This window comes from Cellulomonas sp. P5_C6 (assembly GCF_054049635.1).
The window spans coordinates 1-16,502 of record NZ_JBFULZ010000081.1 but is presented as its reverse complement, the minus strand read 5'-3'; the positions used below and the strand labels follow the sequence as shown (position 1 = coordinate 16,502).

The window sequence follows — 16,502 nt, the reverse complement described above, 5'->3', positions numbered from 1 at the left end:
GTGCACGACACGCCGACAAGAGGAGGCCAGCCATGATCCAGCGACTGCAGCGCGACGACGCGCCGGACGCCGGCTTCACGCTGATGGAGGTGCTCGTGGCCCTCGCGATCATCGCGATCGTCGCCAGCGCATCCCTGGCCTTCTTCATCAACGGCACGCGCAGCGTCACCACGCAGCAGCGGCAGCAGAACGCGACGTCGGTCGCGAACAAGGCCATGGAGGACGCGTACTCGCGCGTCGCCAAGTTCTCCACCACGAAGACCTCCGGCGTCGTCGTCGGGCGCACGCAGGCCGAGGTGACCGCGGCCTGGACGGCGGCGGTCGCGGCCGGCGTCAACGGGCTCGTCGACGCCTACCCCGACTGGGACGCGGCGACCGCGCCCGCCCCGCTGACCGGCACCGCGGACGACGCGGTTCCGCTCACCGTGCAGGTCACGCAGTCGCGCATCAAGTACACCGTGACCACCCTGTTCGGTTCGTGCTACCGGAGCACCACGCTCGCGTCGGCGCCCTGCACGAAGACCGGCGGGTCGGCCGCCTGGGTGGCCAGCTCCGGCTACCAGCGCATGATCCGCGCGGCCGTGATGGTCACCTGGGCCGACGTCACCGGGAACTGCGGCGGGACCTGCAGCTACAACATCTCGTCCCTGATCGACCCGAACCAGGACCTCGAGTGGAACAACACCACGCTGATCCTGGCCGCCGACGACTCGCTGTCCATCGACGCGGACGCGGCCCCGGTCGACATCGACGTCCTCGACAACGACACGCTGCCCGCCCTGACGGCGAACCCGATCGCGTCCATCACTCAGCCGCTCAAGCCGTCGACCACGACGCCGTCCATGGGGACCGCGACGATCAACACCGGGAACGGCACGATCAAGTTCGACCCGAACGACGACGCGCACGGCGAGGTCACGTTCAACTACACGCTGACGATCGGTGCCCGCACCGCGACGGGCACCGTGCACGCCTACGTGAACCCGCTCGCGGTGAACTACTCGAGCAACGCCGTGGTGGGCGTCGCCGGCTCGGTCGCGGTCAAGACCCGGTACGGCACCAACCCGACCTCCATCGCATTCGTGGGGACGCCCCCGCCGGGCGTGACCATCAGCGGGACGACGATCAAGTGGACGCCGACGACCGCCGGTGACCCGACGATCACCTACACGTACACGGACTCGGAGCAGATGGTGAGCCGCCCCGGCACGGTGTCGCTGCACGTCACCAACTACGCGCCCCCGGTGGTCGGTCCTCTGTCGATCAGCATCCCGGCGAACTCGACCGACTTCGCGCTGAACCTCCAGACGGCGTCGGGCAACGCGAGCACCTACAAGGTCAAGGTCTTCGGGCCGGCGTCGCCGTCGTCGAGCACCTCGCTGAAGGTGGACGGCAACGGCGCGTCGGGGACCGGCACGGTCGGCGCGTCGGCCACGTTCTCGCCGCAGGCCAAGACCCTGGCCGTCTACACGTTCACCTACGCGATCCTCGACCCGGACGGCAACAGCTCGGGCACGGCGCTGGCCACGGTCCGCGCACAGCCCGTCGCCGTCGCGGACGTGGTGTCGGCCAAGAAGTCGCCGGCGACGGGGACCGCGGTGAAGACGGACCTCGACCTGGGGCTCAACGACGGTGCCTACGTCGGGACGACCTTCACGGTCGTGACGGCCATGCCGTCCGGCTGCGGCTCCCTCGACCTGACCACGTGGGCGACGTCCGGCAAGGTCAAGTACACGTCGCCGACGACAGCGAAGAGCTGCAACTTCAGCTACAAGATCGTGCCCACCGATACGAGCTACACGACGTCCAACACGGTCAACGTGACGCTGACGGTGACCAACTGATGCGCGCGGCACTGCGCCAGGYGCGCGGCGACGAGCGCGACTCGGGCATCACGACGGTCGAGCTGATCGTGGCGATGGGCATCTTCGTCACGGTGATCGCGATCTTCATGAGCGGCGTCGTGATGATGACCAACAACGCGGTCCGCAGCACGGTGACGGTGAACGCCGGTGACAGCGCGCGGCTGGTGATCCAGCGGTTCGACAAGCAGGTCCGCTACGCCGACGCGATCAACCTGCCCGGTGCGGGGACGGTCGGGCGCCAGTACATCGAGTTCCGGACGCCCGCCACGGTCGCCAAGAGCGGGGTCACCACCTGCACGCAGTGGCGCTGGGACCCGACGACCAAGCTGATGGAGATGCGCTCCTGGGCCGACGGCGCGGCCGTGCTGCCGCCGTTCGTCTCCGTGGCCAAGGGCATCGTCGCGGACCCGTCCGTGACGAAGTACCCCTTCGCGATGGATCTCGCCACACCCGTCCACCCGCGGCAGGAGGTCACCCTCTCGCTGCTGGTCACCGGTGCCGAGGGCGCGAAGGTGTCCGCGTCCTCGAGCTTCGTGGCACGGAACAGCTCGGTCGAATCGATCAGCAACGTCGACAGCCCGCCGGCTGACGGTGTCTCGGACAACCCCGTGTGCTGGAAGACAGGAGTGCGGCCATGACCCGTCAGGGACTCGTGCTGCGGCGCGCCGTGCGCGCGTTGCAGGCGCGGACGCGAGGGGAGGAGCAGGAGCGCGGGGTCGCGCTCCTCGCAGCCCTCCTGCTCGTCATGATCATGAGCGCCATGAGCATCCTGGTGCTCGGCCTCGTCGTGAGCCAGATCAAGCCGACGCAGTTCTCCGAGAAGAGCACGCGGACGATCTTCGCCGCGGAGGCGGGGGTCGAGTCGAGCCTCGCGCGCATCCGGACGGCCGTCGGCGGTGCGGACTTCACCGGCAAGATCTACGGCGACCCGAAGAAGCTGCCGTGCACGATGACCGGCGCCGTCGACACGGCCGCCACCGGCACGACCTACGACGTCGTCATCCAGTACTTCGGCGAGGACCCGGCCGGGCAGACCGCGGCGTGGCGCACCGCCAAGGCGATCAGCTGCACGAACGGCACCGGGACCGGGACCGTCCTGCCCGCGTACGCCTACATCTCCTCGCACGGACAGGCCGTGTCCTCCGCGCGGGTGGGCAGCGGCCTGGCCGACCGGTCCATCTCGATGATCTACCAGTTCTCCACCACCACGACGAACGTCAAGGGCGGCCGGATCTACTCGTACAGCAACAGCGCGAGCGTCGCGCAGTTCTGCCTGCGCGCGACCGGCCTGGTCGACGGCTCCGACGTCGCGTACAAGACGGGCTCGACGTGCGGCACGGCGGCGAACACCGACTACGAGCTGTGGATCTACGACACCGACTACACGATCAAGCTGGCCAGCTCGACGCTGACGACGACCCCGCTGTGCCTGACCACCGTCGGGACGTCGGTCAAGCTGAAGGCCTGCACCTCGCCGACCTACCAGCAGCTCTGGTCGTGGGACGAGAGCGGCAAGGCGACGTGGCAGGGTCAGACGTCAGGCATCGCGGACAGCTCCGACTGCCTGGGCTCCATCCGGACGTCGGGGACGCCCCAGGACGGCGACCTGCTCGTGATGAACGACACCTGCGTGGCCAACCAGCCCTGGGGCTCGTTCTCGCCGGACCCGGCGGTCGGACCCGGCGCGGCGAGCGTGAACACGCACCAGATCGTCAACTACCTCGAGTTCGGCCGTTGCTTCGACGTGACCGACGAGAACACGGGCCGGCCGTTCATGATCTCGTACCCCTGCAAGCAGGACCCGCCCGCCGGCGCAGGCCTCAAGTGGAACCACAAGTGGTTCTACAACGAGCCCCTCGTGGGCGCGGTCGCTCCCAAGCAGCTCATCTACATCAAGGACTCGGGCGGCACCCAGTACTGCCTCCAGACGCCGACGGCACAGTCGACGCCGAGCGGGTACACGGGCGTCGGGGTGGGGTACTACCCGACGCTGACCAGCTCGTGCAACCTCTCGACCGTCGAGCAGCAGTGGACCCGGAGCATGGCGACCGGGGACAAGACGACGAGCTGGACCATCCGCGACAACTCGGGGCGCTGCGTCTCCGCGGCGGGCGGCAAGTACAACGGCAACTGGACCTCGCTGGTGATGGCCGCGTGCGACGGCAGCACCGCGCAGAAGTGGAACGCCCCGGCGGAGAATGTCGACGCCGAGGTGGGTAACTACCTCGAGGAGACCAGCTGATGCACGAGGGGGACATGACGTGACGGGTGTGCTGATCGGGCTCTCGGTCGTGATCGGGTGCGTGATCGGCTCGTTCCTGAACGTCGTGGTGTGGYGGGTGCCCCGTGGGGAGTCCGTCGTCTCCCCGCCGAGCGCCTGCCCGCGCTGCGGCCACGCGATCCGGCCCTGGGACAACGTCCCGGTCGTCTCCTGGCTGGTGCTGCGGGGTCGGTGCCGCGACTGCTCGGCGCCGATCTCGGTCCGCTACCCCGCGGTCGAGCTGGGCACCGGGGTGCTCTTCGGCCTGACGACCCTGTGGCTCGGGGCGTCGTGGGCGCTGCCGGCCTACTGGTACCTCGCGGCGATCGCGGTGGCCCTGGCGCTGATCGACATCGACGTGCACCGGCTGCCCGACGCCATCGTGCTGCCGTCCTACCCGGTCGCGCTCGTCCTGCTCGCCCTGGCGTCGTGGAACCCGACCGGGCAGGCCGACTGGGCTGCCCTGGTCCGGGCGGTGCTCGGCGGCGTCATCCTGCTCGTCGTCTACTTCGTCCTCGTGCTGGTGTACCCGCGCGGCATGGGCCTGGGCGACGTGAAGCTGGCGGGCGTCCTGGGCCTGTACCTCGGGTGGATCGGCTGGGACGCGCTGGTGGTCGGGTGGTTCGCGGCGTTCCTGCTGGGCGGCCTGTACGCCGTCGTGCTGCTGGTGACCCGCCGCGCCGGTCGCGGCTCGGGGATCCCGTTCGGCCCGTGGATGCTCGCCGGCGCGGCGGTCGGGCTCGTGCTCGGCCCCGTCGTCGCGGACTGGTACCTCCAGCTGCTCTGACAGATCGCGTGCTGCTGCACGAAGTGCTCAAGTCACCCTGCGTTCCACCCGATAGCACCAGGGAACGCATCGACCCTTCGGAAGGACCCTCGTGGCCACGTCACGTGTCATCGGGCTCGACATCGGCTCGTCGTCGGTGCGCGCAGCCGAGCTGGAGTTCGGCAGCGGCGGCCCCAGCGGCAAGAACGCCCCCACCCTCGTCCGGTTCGGGCAGGCGCCCCTCCCGGTCGGTGCCGTGCGCGACGGAGAGGTGCAGCAGCCGTCGATCGTCTCGCAGGCCCTCCGCCAGCTCTGGGCGCAGGCCAAGTTCGAGTCGAAGGACGTCATCATCGGCGTCGGCAACCAGCGGGTCATCGTGCGTGACCTCGACCTGCCGTGGATGCCGCTCGCGCAGCTGAAGGAGTCGCTGCCGTTCCAGGTCATGGAGCTGCTGCCGATGTCCACCGACGACGCGCTGCTCGACTTCTTCCCGACCGGCGAGGTCGAGGGTCCGCAGGGCCGGATGGTCCGGGGCATGCTCGTCGCCGCGCAGCGCGACACGGTCGCCTCGAACGTCGTCGCGGTCGAGGGTGCGGGCCTCAAGCCGCGCATGGTCGACCTCAACGCATTCGCGCTGATCCGGGCGCTGTCCCGCGGTGACCTGAACAACGCGACCGCGGCGTTCGTCGACATCGGCGCCAGCCTCACCACCGTCGTGATCTCCGCCCAGGGCTCGCCGCGCCTCGTGCGTGCGCTGCCGTCGGGCGGCATGAACGTCACCAACGCCGTCGCGACCGCCCTGAAGATCCCGGCGACCGAGGCCGACATCCTCAAGCGCGAGATCGGCATCGGCTACGCGGTCGGCCCCGAGCGGGCGGACGCGGCCGAGGCCATCACGACCGTGGTCACGTCGCTGGTCGAGTCGATCCGCAACACGTTCGTCTACTACTCGGGCAGCCACCCGGGCCAGGGGATCGACGTCGTCGTCCTCACCGGCGGCGGCTCGCACCTGCCGGGCCTCGGTCAGTACCTGTCGAGCGCCAGCCGCCTGCCGGTCACGCTGGGCGACCCGCTGGCGGGTCTCCGGATGGCCAAGACCGTCAGCCGCGACTCCCTGAACGGCCACGAGTCGCTCATCGCCCTCCCCGTCGGACTCGCGTACGGAGTTGCCGCATGACCACCATGCTCGAGAAGGCCCGGCCGCAGAAGCGCCCGGCCGGCTCCCTCACGATCGGTCTGCCCCAGGTCAACCTCCTCCCGCCGGAGGTCAAGGCCGCCCGCGCGCTGCGGCACGTCAAGCAGTGGCTCGTCGTGGTCCTGCTCATCGTGCTCGCGGTCGCGGCCGTGATGTACGCGTTCGCCCTGATGGCCCGCACCTCGGCCGACTCCGCCCTCGCGGACGCCCAGGACGAGGCGAGCCAGCTGCAGGCGCAGGAGAAGAAGTACTCCGAGGTGCAGCCGGTCCTCAACGGGCTGCGCCGCACCACGGACGCTCGCGCCCAGGGCATGGCGCCCGAGATCATGTGGAAGCCGTACCTCGACGCCATCGCCGCGGTCCTGCCGGCGAACGTGAGCATCACGACGTTCTCGGTGGTGCAGACCGGCCTCAACGCGCCGGCACCCGCGGCCCCGGACGCCCTGACCGAGCAGGGTGTCGCGACGGTGCAGTTCTCCGCCCGCGCCAAGACCCTCCCGGACAGCGCGGCGTGGACCGAGGCCCTCAACACGATCCCGGGCTTCTACGCGGCCTCGACCAGCACCGACACCCTCGGTGAGACCGACGGCAGCATCGCGTACACGGTCACGTCGATGGTGCAGGTCAACCTGTCCGCGCTGGCCAACCGGTTCCCCGCCACGACCCCCGAAGGCAGCTGACATGACCAAGAACAAGGCCGGCGGCTGGATCGCCGGAACAGCCTTCGCCTGCGTCCTCCTGCTCGCGGCGGCGTGGTTCGTCCTCGTCTCGCCCACGCTGGCCACGGCCGCGGAGACGCGCGAGGCCGCCCAGGCCCAGCTGGACCAGAACGAGATCGCCAAGATCAAGCTGGGCAAGCTGAAGGAGCAGTTCGAGAACATCGACGCGCTGCGCGCCGAGCTCGCCGCGCTCCAGCTCCAGGTCCCGTCGACGCAGGACATGTCGACCTACAAGCGCCAGGTCGACGCGGTCGCCGTGGCGCACGCGGTCACCGTGGTCTCCTTCGGTGTGGCCCCGGCCGTCGCGATCGAGGCTCCGGCGGCCCCCGCGCCCGTGGTGGACCCCGCGGCGGCTCCGGCCGAGGGTGCTGCCACCGACACCGAGGCCGTCACGCCGCCCCCGCCGGCCCCGTCGATGTTCGCGGTGCCCGTGACCATGGACGTGGTCGGCACCTACGACAACGTCCTGGCCTTCCTGCAGGACCTCCAGAACGCGACGCCGCGGCTCCTGCTCGTCGAGCAGATCTCCGGGTCCGCCCAGGCTCCCGCCGAGGCGGGTAACGGCAAGCCGCAGATCAACGAGGGGGACCTCGAGGTGCTCGTGACCGGCTCCGTCTACGTCCTGCCCCCCGAGGCGGCCGACGTGCCGGTGCCCGACCCGGCGGCCACCCCCGCGGCGCCCGCGCCGCTGCCGCCGGCCAACGGTCGCAACCCGCTCCTGCMGCTGCCGTAGTCGACTCGGCACCACGAAGGGGCTCTCCCGCTCAGGCGGGGGAGCCCCTTCGTTCGTCCAGCGGACGCGGTACGGACCCGCGCCGCGCCCATGGAAGGATCGCCCCATGCTGCGTTGGTTGACCTCCGGTGAGTCCCACGGCCCCGCGCTCGTCGGCATCCTCGAGGGGCTACCGGCCGACGTCGAGGTGCAGAGCTCGGACATCCAGGACGCGCTCRCCCGGCGGCGGCTCGGCTACGGTCGCGGCGCCCGCATGAAGTTCGAGCAGGACGAGGTCCGGATCCTCGGCGGCGTGCGGCACGGTCGGACCCAGGGCGGACCGGTCGCCATCGAGATCGGCAACACCGAGTGGCCCAAGTGGGTCGAGGTGATGTCGTCGGACCCGGTCGAGGACACCGACGTGCTGCTCCGGGCCCGCAACGCCCCGCTCACGCGGCCGCGGCCCGGGCACGCCGACCTCGTCGGCATGCGCAAGTACGGGTTCGACGACGCCCGGCCGGTCCTCGAGCGGGCGAGCGCGCGGGAGACCGCCACCCGGGTCGCGCTCGGCACCGTGGCCGCCCGGTTCCTCGAGCAGGCCGCCGGGATCCGGCTGGTCTCGCACGTCGTGAGCATCGGCCCGGTGTTCGCGCCCGACGACGCACTGCTGCCCACGCCCGACGACACGGCCGCCCTGGACGCCGATCCCGTGCGCTGCTTCGACGCCGCGGCGTCGGCGGCGATGGTCGCCGAGATCGACGAGTGCCACAAGGACGGCGACACGCTCGGCGGGGTGGTCGAGGTGCTCGCCTACGGGCTGCCGTCGGGCCTCGGCTCGTACGTGCACTCCGACCGGCGGCTCGACGGCCTGCTGGCGGCTGCGCTCATGGGGATCCAGGCGATCAAAGGCGTCGAGGTCGGCGACGGCTTCCGCACGGCCGCGCGTCGGGGGTCGCAGGCGCACGACGAGATCGAGCGCGATGCCTCCGGACGGATCGTGCGCCGCACCAACCGGGYCGGCGGCCTGGAGGGCGGGATGACCAACGGAGAGATCCTGCGGGTCCGCGCGGCCATGAAGCCGATCTCGACGGTCCCGCGCGCGCTCGACACCGTCGACACCGCCACCGGCGAGACCGCCAAGGCGCAGCACCAGCGCTCCGACGTCTGCGCGGTCCCGCCGGCCGCCGTCGTCGCCGAGGCCATGGTCGCGCTGGTGCTCGCCGACGCGCTGCTGGCGAAGACCGGCGGCGACTCGGTCGCGGAGGTGCGCCGCAACCTCGAGGCGTACGTGGCGTCGATCCCGGACCTGCTGGCCTGATGCCCGAGTTCCTCTCGGCCGGTCCGGCCATCGTCCTCGTCGGTCCGCCCGGCTCCGGCAAGTCCACGGTCGCCGCCGCGCTGGGCGAGCGCTGGCACCTGGCCGTCCGCGACACCGACCACGACGTCGAGGGCACCGCCGGCAAGGCGATCGCCGAGATCTTCGTCGAGGACGGCGAGCCTGTGTTCCGGGCGCTCGAGCGCGACGCGGTCCGGCTGGCCCTCGCCGAGCATGACGGAGTCCTCGCGCTCGGCGGGGGAGCCGTCCTGGACGCCGCCACGCAGGAGGCCCTCGTCGGCTATGTCGCCGGCGGAGGGGTGGTCGTCTTCCTCGACGTCACGCTCGCCCACGCCGCACCCCGGGTCGGGTTCAACCAGTCGCGCCCGCTGCTGCTGGGCAACCCGCGGGCGCAGTGGCAGTCCCTCATGGAGGCGCGTCGCCCGGTCTACGAGGCGTTGTCCACCGTCCGCGTCCTCACGGACGGGTTGCGGCCCGCCGACGTCGCGGAGCTGATCGAGCAGGAGCTCGCGGTCCTGCGCCGCGGCGAAGGGAGCCCGTCATGACCGACTCCAGGACCGTCCAGGTTCCGGGCGAGCGTCCGTACGACGTGGTGATCGGGCGGCACCTGCTGGGTGCGCTGCCCGAGCTGGTGGGCCCCGGGGTCCGGCGGGTGCTCGTCGTGCACCCGGCTGCTCTGGCCACGACTGCCGACGCCGTCCGCGAGGACCTGCGCGCGCACGGGTACGAGGCCTTCATCGCCGAGGTGCCCGACGCCGAGGAGGCGAAGACCGCGCAGGTCGCCGCGTTCCTGTGGCAGGTGCTCGGCCAGGCCGACTTCACGCGGACCGACGCCGTCGTCGCGGTGGGCGGGGGAGCGACCACCGACCTCGGCGGGTTCGTCGCCGCGACCTGGCTGCGCGGCATCCGCGTCGTGCACGTGCCGACCACGCTTCTGGCGATGGTCGACGCGGCAGTCGGCGGCAAGACCGGCATCAACACGGCCGAGGGCAAGAACCTCGTCGGCGCCTTCCACCCGCCGGCCGGCGTGCTGTGCGACCTCGCCGCGCTGGAGTCGATGTCGAAGCACGACTTCGTCGCCGGCCTGGCCGAGGTGGTCAAGTGCGGCTTCATCGCCGACCCGCGCATCCTCGAGCTCGTCGAGGCGAACACGGCGGTGCTCACCGACCCGGTCGCGGCGGCCTCGTCGCCCGTGCTGCTCGAGCTGGTCGAGCGCGCCGTCGCCGTGAAGGCGCGCGTGGTGGGGGAGGACCTGCGTGAGGGTGGCCTGCGGGAGATCCTCAACTACGGGCACACCTTCGCCCACGCCATCGAGCACGTCGAGAGGTTCCAGTGGCGGCACGGCGCCGCGGTGTCGGTGGGCATGGTCTACGTGGCCGAGCTCGCGCGCCTCGCCGGTCGGCTCCCCGACGAGGTCGTCGACCGGCACCGCTCGATCCTCACGTCGCTCGGGCTGCCCGTGACGTACCGCGGGGACCGGTGGGACCGGCTGCTCGCGGCCATGCGCCGCGACAAGAAGACGCGCGGGGACCTGCTCCGGTTCGTCGTGCTCGAGGACATCGGCAAGCCGGTGCGGCTCGAGGGACCGGACCCGACGCTCCTGGCCGCGGCGTACGCCGAGCTGAGCGAGGGCGCACCGGCCCCGTCGCGTGCGATCTCCCTCTGACCAGCGGACCCGTCGCCTAGGCTCTCCGGCATGACGCGCGTGCTGGTGCTCAACGGTCCCAACCTCGGTCGGCTGGGGGCCCGCGAGCCCGAGGTGTACGGCTCCGCGACGCACGCGGACCTCGTCGCCGCCGTCAGCGGGTGGGCCGCCGAGCTCGGCCTCGACGTCGAGGTCCGGCAGACGGACGACGAGTCCGTGCTGGTCGGCTGGATCCACGAGGCCGTCGACACCCGGGCGCACGTGGCCCTCAACCCGGCGGCGTTCACCCACTACTCCTACGCGCTGCGCGACGCCGCCGCGCAGGTCACCCACTCCGGGCTCGTGCTGGTCGAGGTGCACCTGTCCAACCCGTACGCGCGCGAGGCGTTCCGCCACCTCTCCGTGATCGGCCCGGTGGCCACGGGCACGGTCGCGGGCTTCGGCGTCCAGGGCTACCGCCTGGCGCTCGAGGCGATCGCCGCCCGCGCCTGACGGTCGGGCACGGAACCTCAACTTCGCGCGCCCGTCGACCGAAGCAACTAGGCGGAGCCACACCACCGCGAGGAGCTGACGTCCGTGCCGCCGACGGTCGACCTGCCGATGCCCGGGCGCGACGCGCTCGCCCCCCGGATCGGCCGCGAGCTCGCGGAGCTCGGGCGCGCGCGCCCCCGCCTGGCGGGTGTCGGACGGTGGGTCTGGCGGCGGCCGTGGACGGCCCTCCCGCTCGCGTTCGTCGTCTTCGGCGTGCAGGGGGCGGCCAACCCGGACAGCGACGTCTTCCTGTTCCTCGCGGCGGGCCGCCGCATCATGGGGCCCGGGGCGCTGGACGTCTTCGCCGATCCGGGGCTCCAGCTGGGACCGCTCGGGATCCTGCTCGCCGGCGTGGTCGCACGCGTCGCCGACCTGGTGGGTGTCTCCGCGCCCTTCCTGCTCGGCGCCGTCCAGGCGGTCCTCGTCCTCGTCCTCGCGCAGGTGGTCGCCGGTCGTGCGGCGAGACGAGGGGGCGCCTCGCCGGCCGTTGCGCGGTGGGTCGTCACCGCTGTCCTGCTCGGTGCGGGGTCCCTGGCAGAGGCGACACTGATGGGTCACGCCGAGGAGATCGCGCTCGGCCTGGCGCTCGCGCTCGCTGCGCTCGACTGTGCGGACGGTCGACGGTGGTCCGGCGGGGTCGTGCTGGGACTGGCGATGGGGACCAAGCTCTGGGCGGTGCTCGGGCTGCCGCTGGTCCTGCTGTGTCGCCGGCGCCCCGCTGCCCTCACGAACGCTGTCGCGGCCGTGTCTCTCGCGGTGGGCCTGTACGGACCGTTCCTGCTGTGGGGGGACGTCCGCACCTTCGACTTCCGGTGGGCCGTCACCGGACCGTCCACGGTCTCGCTCGTCGTCGACACGGCCGCTCCGCTCGGCTGGGGCTTCCGCGTGGCTCAGGCCGCGGCCGTCGTGGTGGTCGCGTCGGTGCTGGCCCGCCGACCGCGCGCCGACCCGCTGGCCGTCGTCGTCGCGATCCTCGCCGTGCGCCTGCTGCTGGATCCCGTGCGCTTCCCCTACTACTGCGCGCCCCTGCTGGTCGTCGTGCTCCTGTGGACGTGGACGTCGGCGGCCGCCTCGGTCCGCCGCTGGCGGGTCCCCGCGGTCGCGGCGACACCGCTGGTGACCCTCGCCCCGTACGTCGTGCCGTACGGCATCCAGGCGGTCGCGGGGACGGTCGCGCTCCTCGCGGTGCTGGTCGTCGTGCTGCGGACGCCGAGCCCGGCCGCGGTCGACGCCGCTCCCTGAGCGCGGAGGTACCGCGACCGCACGGTACGATGGTCGGCGGTCTGCGGCCGTCGATGCCGCGCACACCCCATGGGAGCGCCCCCCGGCGGACCGCGCAGAATCTCTCTCGACAGGAAGCGACGATCGTGGCGACCACCAACGACCTCAAGAACGGCACCGTGCTCAAGATCGACGGACAGCTGTGGACCGTGATCGAGTTCCAGCACGTCAAGCCCGGCAAGGGTGGCGCCTTCGTCCGCACCAAGCTGAAGAACGTCCTGTCCGGCAAGGTCGTCGACCGGACGTTCAACGCCGGTCTGAAGGTCGAGACGGCCAACGTCGACAAGCGCGACATGCAGTATCTGTACAAGGACGGCACGGACTTCGTGTTCATGGACACGGACAACTACGACCAGATCCACATCTCGGAGACCACGGTCGGCGACGTCGCCCACTTCCTCCTGGAGAACCAGAACGCGATGGTCGCGACGAACGAGGGCGTCCCGCTCTACGTCGAGCTGCCGCCGTCGGTGGTCCTCGAGGTCACGTACACCGAGCCGGGCCTGCAGGGCGACCGCTCGTCGGCGGGGACCAAGCCCGCGACCCTCGAGACCGGCTACGAGATCCAGGTGCCGCTGTTCCTCGAGTCCAACACGAAGGTCAAGGTGGACACCCGCGACGGTAGCTACCTGGGCCGTGTGAACGACTGAGGTGGGTGCCCGCACCAAGGCCCGCAAGCGGGCCCTCGACGTCCTGTTCGAGGCCGACCAGCGCGGCATCGACCCCGTGACGCTGCTCGCGGACCGCATCGCGGAGCCCGGCGCCGAGACGTCGCTCCCGCAGTACTCGGTCGACCTGGTCGAGGGCGTCATCGCGCGCCAGGACCGCATCGACGAGCTGCTGGCGACGCACGCGCACGGCTGGACGATCGACCGCATGCCGGCCGTCGACCGGGCGCTGCTGCGCATCGGCACGTGGGAGGTCCTCTACAACGACGACGTGCCCGACGCGGTCGCGGTCGACGAGGCCGTGGAGCTGGCGCGGTCGCTGTCCACGGACGAGTCCCCGCAGTTCGTCAACGGCCTGCTCGGCCGCATCGTCGACCTCAAGCCGACGCTGCTCGCCTGACCGGACCGACTGCGAAGCCCGCACGCCTTCGGGGGTGCGGGCTTCGTCGTTCCCGGAGCGGGAGCAGCAGGAGTGCCGTCAGATGCGGCGAGGCATCGCCAGGCGGCCCTCGTCGCGGCCCGAGATCGGCGTCGGCACCGAGCGCAGCGAGCGCCCGGCCTCGGCGACCACGGCCGTCGCGCCGGTGCTCGGCCGCGGGCCGCGCACGGGGAGGTTCGGGGCCRCGCGCCCGAGGAAGTTCCCCTGCACCCGGGTCACGCCCATCTCGGCGAGCGCGGTGAGCTGCGTGGGCGTCTCGACGCCCTCGGCGACCACCGACAGGCCGTGGGTGTGCGCCAGGGCGACGATGGCCCGGACGACCCCGCGGCCGCGCTCGGTGCCCATGTCGCGCACGAACGAGCGGTCGATCTTCAGCTCGTCGACGGGCAGGCGGGCGATGCGGGCCAGGGAGCTGTAGCCGGTGCCGAAGTCGTCGACGGCGATCCGGGCGCCGCGGGCCCGCAGCTCGGACAGGACGGGGACGGCGGACGACGTGCGGACCAGCGCGCTCTCGGTGATCTCGAGGGTCAGGTGCTCCCAGAACGCGTCGCCCCAGGCGGTCTCGATCTGCTCGAGCGCGTCCGGCTCGGCCAGCTGACGGGCCGCGACGTTGACGGACACGGGCATCTGGAACCGCTCGAGCGCGCGCCGGGCCTGGCTCATCACCTCGAGGCCGATGGGCACGATCAGGCCCGACTCCTCGGCGAGCTCGAGCCAGTCGGCGGGCAGGATGAGGTGACCGTGGTGGTCCCAGCGGGCGAGCGCCTCGACCTGGACGATCTCGAGCGTCTCGGCGTCGACGATCGGCTGGAAGTACGCGGTGAAGTGGCCGGCCGTGACGGCGGCCTCGAGCGCCGCGCGCTGGTGGCGCTCGGCCTCGACGCGGCGGCGCAGGGCCCGGTCGAACACGCGGAAGCCGGACCGGGAGCGCTTCGCCTCGAGCATGGCGGTGTCGGCGTGCCGGACGAGGGCGTCGGCGTCGACGACGTCGCCGGGCACCCACGTCGCCACGCCGACGGTGAGGCGGGCGGGACGGCTGCCGCCGGTGCGGTCGATGAACCCCTCGCGCATGGCCCGGGCGATCGCGACGAGGTCGACGTCCTGCGGCGCGCGGGCCAGCACGATGACGAACTCGTCCCCGCCGACGCGGCCGACGAACGACTCGCGCTCCGGGAGGGCGGAGCGCAGGTAGTCGGCGACCCGGACCAGCAGGGCGTCGCCGTGCGCGTGGCCGTAGGAGTCGTTGACGCGTTTGAACCCGTCGAGGTCGCAGTAGACCAGGGACACCCGGGTGCGCTCGACGTTGGCCCGGTCGAGCATGGCCAGCAGGTGCTCCTCGACGGCACGCCGGTTGGGCAGGCGGGTCAGGGGGTCGGCGAACGCGGTCGTGTGCAGGCGCTCGCTCAGCTGGTAGCGCTCGGCGGCGGCGGACACGATCTGCGCGAGGTCGATGAGGAACGTGCGGGCCTGCGGCGTGTGCTCGATCTTGTCGGAGGAGAAGAGCTCGGTGACGAAGCGGTCGCGGGCGATGGGCCGCAGCGAGCCCTCGAGGCTCGGGTCGCGCAGGATCGTGCGGGCCTCGTCGCGGGCCGTCACCAGCAGGCCGTCGGCGTCCTTGACGAACCACGCGGCGTTGGCCAGCCGCGCCAGCGCGTCGCGCATCTGGTTCTGGCGGGCGGCGGCGTCCTGCGCGTCCCGCAGGCGGTTGAGCGCCAGCACCTCGATGCCGACGGCGAGCGGGATCGCCCACAGCGCCGCGCACATGGCGCCGACCGCGCTGTCCAGCAGGAGGACGCCGGCGGTGAAGATGGCGAGCGACTCGGCGCCGGCGACCACCAGCAGCGAGCCGAACGCCGTGAGCTGGGTCCGTCCGACCGCGACGACCACGTAGGAGACCACCACGGCGGTCGGCACCAGCAGGAGCCCGGCCCGGACGACGGAGGCGTCGGCGACGAGCCGGTCGAGCGGCACCCACCACAGCACGGCGCGTGCCAGGAACAGGGCGCAGGCGGCCCACATCCAGTACCGGACCTTGGGTCCGCCGGCGATCGCGCGGGTGGCCGGGATCGCGATGACCAGGAAGCCGGCGATGAGCTGCGCGTGCACGTACACGAGCGCGTCGCGGACGCTGCCGGGCGTGGTCAGGGCGAACAGGCCGCCGGCCAGCAGCACGAGGGCCATGTCGACGGACCACGCCAGCGACCACGCGGCGCTCGCCGGGCGCACCTCGCCCCGCCACCACACCCACTGGAGGACGCAGAAGCCACCCACCAGACCTGCAGCGAGCAGCTGCAGCACGGTGACCCAGGTAGGAACGGTTCCGAGCACGAATGGGACATCGTCATCCCGGTGCCCGGGGATGACGTGGCATCCGGGTGACGGGGATGCTCGCGGATGGCCGCTGCGGGCGCCGCGTGCTGGCACCATGGCGGCGTGACTTCGCCCTCCACCGCCGTGCGGCTCCCACGCCGCACCGTCGTCGGCTACGCGCTCGGGTCGGTCGGGACCGGCGGCTTCGGCACGCTCCCCGGCCTGGTGCTGGCGTACTACCTGACGGACACGCTCGGCGTCGCGGCCGGCCTCGCCGGCCTCGTCGTGACCGTCCCCAAGCTCTGGGACGTGGTGATCGACCCGTTCATCGGTGCGGCGTCGGACCGGTCGGCCGCCCGGCACGGCAGCCGGCGTCGGTTCCTGCTCACGGGGGCGGTGACCATGCCCCTGCTCTTCGCGGCGGTGTTCGTCACGCCCCGCGCGCTGGAGGGGTCGTCGGCCGCCGCGTGGGTGGTGGTCGCGTTCGTGGCGGCGGCGACCTCGTTCAGCGTGTTCCAGGTGCCGTACATCGCGCTGCCGGCAGAGATCGCCCCGGACTACCAGTCGCGGACCCGGCTGCTGGCGCCGCGCATCGCGGTCCTGGCGGTCGCGATCCTCGCGTTCGGCGCGGGTGGCCCGCTGGTCCGGGACGCCGTCGGGGGCGGGCGCGCCGGCTACGCGGTGATGGGGCTGGTGGGCGGCGTGGTGATCGGGCTCGGCATGCTCGCCGCGTGGTGGGGCGCGCCCCGCCGTGCCGCGGTCGCGGTCGCGGCCG

16 protein-coding genes are annotated in these 16,502 nt (G+C 72.1%); 15 read left to right on the top strand and 1 reads right to left on the bottom strand.

From position 1 onward, the window contains the following. Positions 1-32 precede the first annotated feature (32 nt). The 14 genes from ACXJKG_RS11205 to nusB all read left to right on the top strand — a co-directional run bounded on the left by ACXJKG_RS11205 (position 33) and on the right by nusB (position 13,378). Positions 33-1,844 carry an Ig-like domain-containing protein gene (locus tag ACXJKG_RS11205; protein WP_456845839.1) on the top strand — a complete coding sequence of 604 codons (1,812 nt, stop codon included), beginning with the start codon at positions 33-35 and terminating at the stop codon, positions 1,842-1,844. After that, on the top strand, positions 1,844-2,503 hold the full coding sequence (locus tag ACXJKG_RS11200) for a PulJ/GspJ family protein (RefSeq protein ID WP_456845838.1): 660 nt from the start codon (positions 1,844-1,846) through the stop codon (positions 2,501-2,503). The genes ACXJKG_RS11205 and ACXJKG_RS11200 overlap by 1 nt, the downstream gene beginning before the upstream one ends. After that, positions 2,500-4,107: a hypothetical protein gene (locus tag ACXJKG_RS11195; protein WP_456845837.1), complete on the top strand. Its 1,608-nt coding sequence runs from the start codon at positions 2,500-2,502 to the stop codon at positions 4,105-4,107. The genes ACXJKG_RS11200 and ACXJKG_RS11195 overlap by 4 nt, the downstream gene beginning before the upstream one ends. 19 nt (positions 4,108-4,126) lie before the next feature. After that, the gene (locus tag ACXJKG_RS11190) at positions 4,127-4,912 is read left to right on the top strand and encodes a prepilin peptidase (RefSeq protein ID WP_456845836.1); all 786 of its coding nucleotides are present in this window, start codon (positions 4,127-4,129) and stop codon (positions 4,910-4,912) included. A gap of 91 nt (positions 4,913-5,003) precedes the next feature. After that, on the top strand, positions 5,004-6,068 hold the full coding sequence (gene pilM / locus ACXJKG_RS11185) for a type IV pilus assembly protein PilM (protein ID WP_456845835.1): 1,065 nt from the start codon (positions 5,004-5,006) through the stop codon (positions 6,066-6,068). Then, positions 6,065-6,766, top strand: a complete 702-nt coding sequence (locus ACXJKG_RS11180; protein WP_456845834.1) for a PilN domain-containing protein — start codon at positions 6,065-6,067, stop codon at positions 6,764-6,766. The genes pilM and ACXJKG_RS11180 overlap by 4 nt, the downstream gene beginning before the upstream one ends. A 1-nt stretch (position 6,767) precedes the next feature. Then, a complete protein-coding gene (locus tag ACXJKG_RS11175; RefSeq protein ID WP_456845833.1) occupies positions 6,768-7,538 on the top strand; it encodes a hypothetical protein in 771 nt (256 codons plus the stop codon). A gap of 106 nt (positions 7,539-7,644) precedes the next feature. Next, a complete protein-coding gene (gene aroC, locus ACXJKG_RS11170; RefSeq protein ID WP_456845832.1) occupies positions 7,645-8,835 on the top strand; it encodes a chorismate synthase in 1,191 nt (396 codons plus the stop codon). Further along, positions 8,835-9,398, top strand: a complete 564-nt coding sequence (locus ACXJKG_RS11165) for a shikimate kinase (protein ID WP_456845831.1) — start codon at positions 8,835-8,837, stop codon at positions 9,396-9,398. Before aroC ends, ACXJKG_RS11165 begins: the two co-directional genes overlap by 1 nt. Further along, on the top strand, positions 9,395-10,519 hold the full coding sequence (aroB, locus tag ACXJKG_RS11160; RefSeq protein WP_456845830.1) for a 3-dehydroquinate synthase: 1,125 nt from the start codon (positions 9,395-9,397) through the stop codon (positions 10,517-10,519). Before ACXJKG_RS11165 ends, aroB begins: the two co-directional genes overlap by 4 nt. A 30-nt stretch (positions 10,520-10,549) precedes the next feature. Next, entirely contained in the window at positions 10,550-10,990 is a 441-nt protein-coding gene (gene aroQ, locus ACXJKG_RS11155) for a type II 3-dehydroquinate dehydratase (RefSeq protein ID WP_456845829.1), read from the top strand. A gap of 84 nt (positions 10,991-11,074) precedes the next feature. Beyond that, positions 11,075-12,271 carry a glycosyltransferase 87 family protein gene (locus tag ACXJKG_RS11150; RefSeq protein ID WP_456845828.1) on the top strand — a complete coding sequence of 399 codons (1,197 nt, stop codon included), beginning with the start codon at positions 11,075-11,077 and terminating at the stop codon, positions 12,269-12,271. A gap of 125 nt (positions 12,272-12,396) precedes the next feature. Continuing rightward, positions 12,397-12,960, top strand: a complete 564-nt coding sequence (efp, locus tag ACXJKG_RS11145) for an elongation factor P (RefSeq protein ID WP_456845827.1) — start codon at positions 12,397-12,399, stop codon at positions 12,958-12,960. A 1-nt stretch (position 12,961) separates the two neighbouring features. Beyond that, entirely contained in the window at positions 12,962-13,378 is a 417-nt protein-coding gene (gene nusB, locus ACXJKG_RS11140; RefSeq protein WP_456845826.1) for a transcription antitermination factor NusB, read from the top strand. Positions 13,379-13,456: 78 nt separating this feature from the next. On the opposite strand, the gene ACXJKG_RS11135 is transcribed toward nusB, so the two are convergent. Further along, positions 13,457-15,745 (bottom strand): putative bifunctional diguanylate cyclase/phosphodiesterase, encoded by a 2,289-nt coding sequence (locus ACXJKG_RS11135; protein ID WP_456845825.1) that lies wholly within the window; start codon positions 15,743-15,745, stop codon positions 13,457-13,459. Positions 15,746-15,850: 105 nt separating this feature from the next. On the opposite strand from ACXJKG_RS11135, the gene ACXJKG_RS11130 reads away from it, so the two are divergent. Then, the coding region (locus ACXJKG_RS11130) for an MFS transporter (RefSeq protein ID WP_456845824.1) at positions 15,851-16,502 on the top strand (652 nt) is incomplete at its 3' end.

Coding starts and splice junctions, on each gene's coding strand:
- ACXJKG_RS11205 (WP_456845839.1), top strand. CDS start 33: ATGATCCAGCGACTGCAGCGCGACGACGCGCCGGACGCCGGCTTCACG.
- ACXJKG_RS11180 (WP_456845834.1), top strand. CDS start 6,065: ATGACCACCATGCTCGAGAAGGCCCGGCCGCAGAAGCGCCCGGCCGGC.
- aroQ (WP_456845829.1), top strand. CDS start 10,550: ATGACGCGCGTGCTGGTGCTCAACGGTCCCAACCTCGGTCGGCTGGGG.
- ACXJKG_RS11195 (WP_456845837.1), top strand. CDS start 2,500: ATGACCCGTCAGGGACTCGTGCTGCGGCGCGCCGTGCGCGCGTTGCAG.
- ACXJKG_RS11165 (WP_456845831.1), top strand. CDS start 8,835: ATGCCCGAGTTCCTCTCGGCCGGTCCGGCCATCGTCCTCGTCGGTCCG.
- aroB (WP_456845830.1), top strand. CDS start 9,395: ATGACCGACTCCAGGACCGTCCAGGTTCCGGGCGAGCGTCCGTACGAC.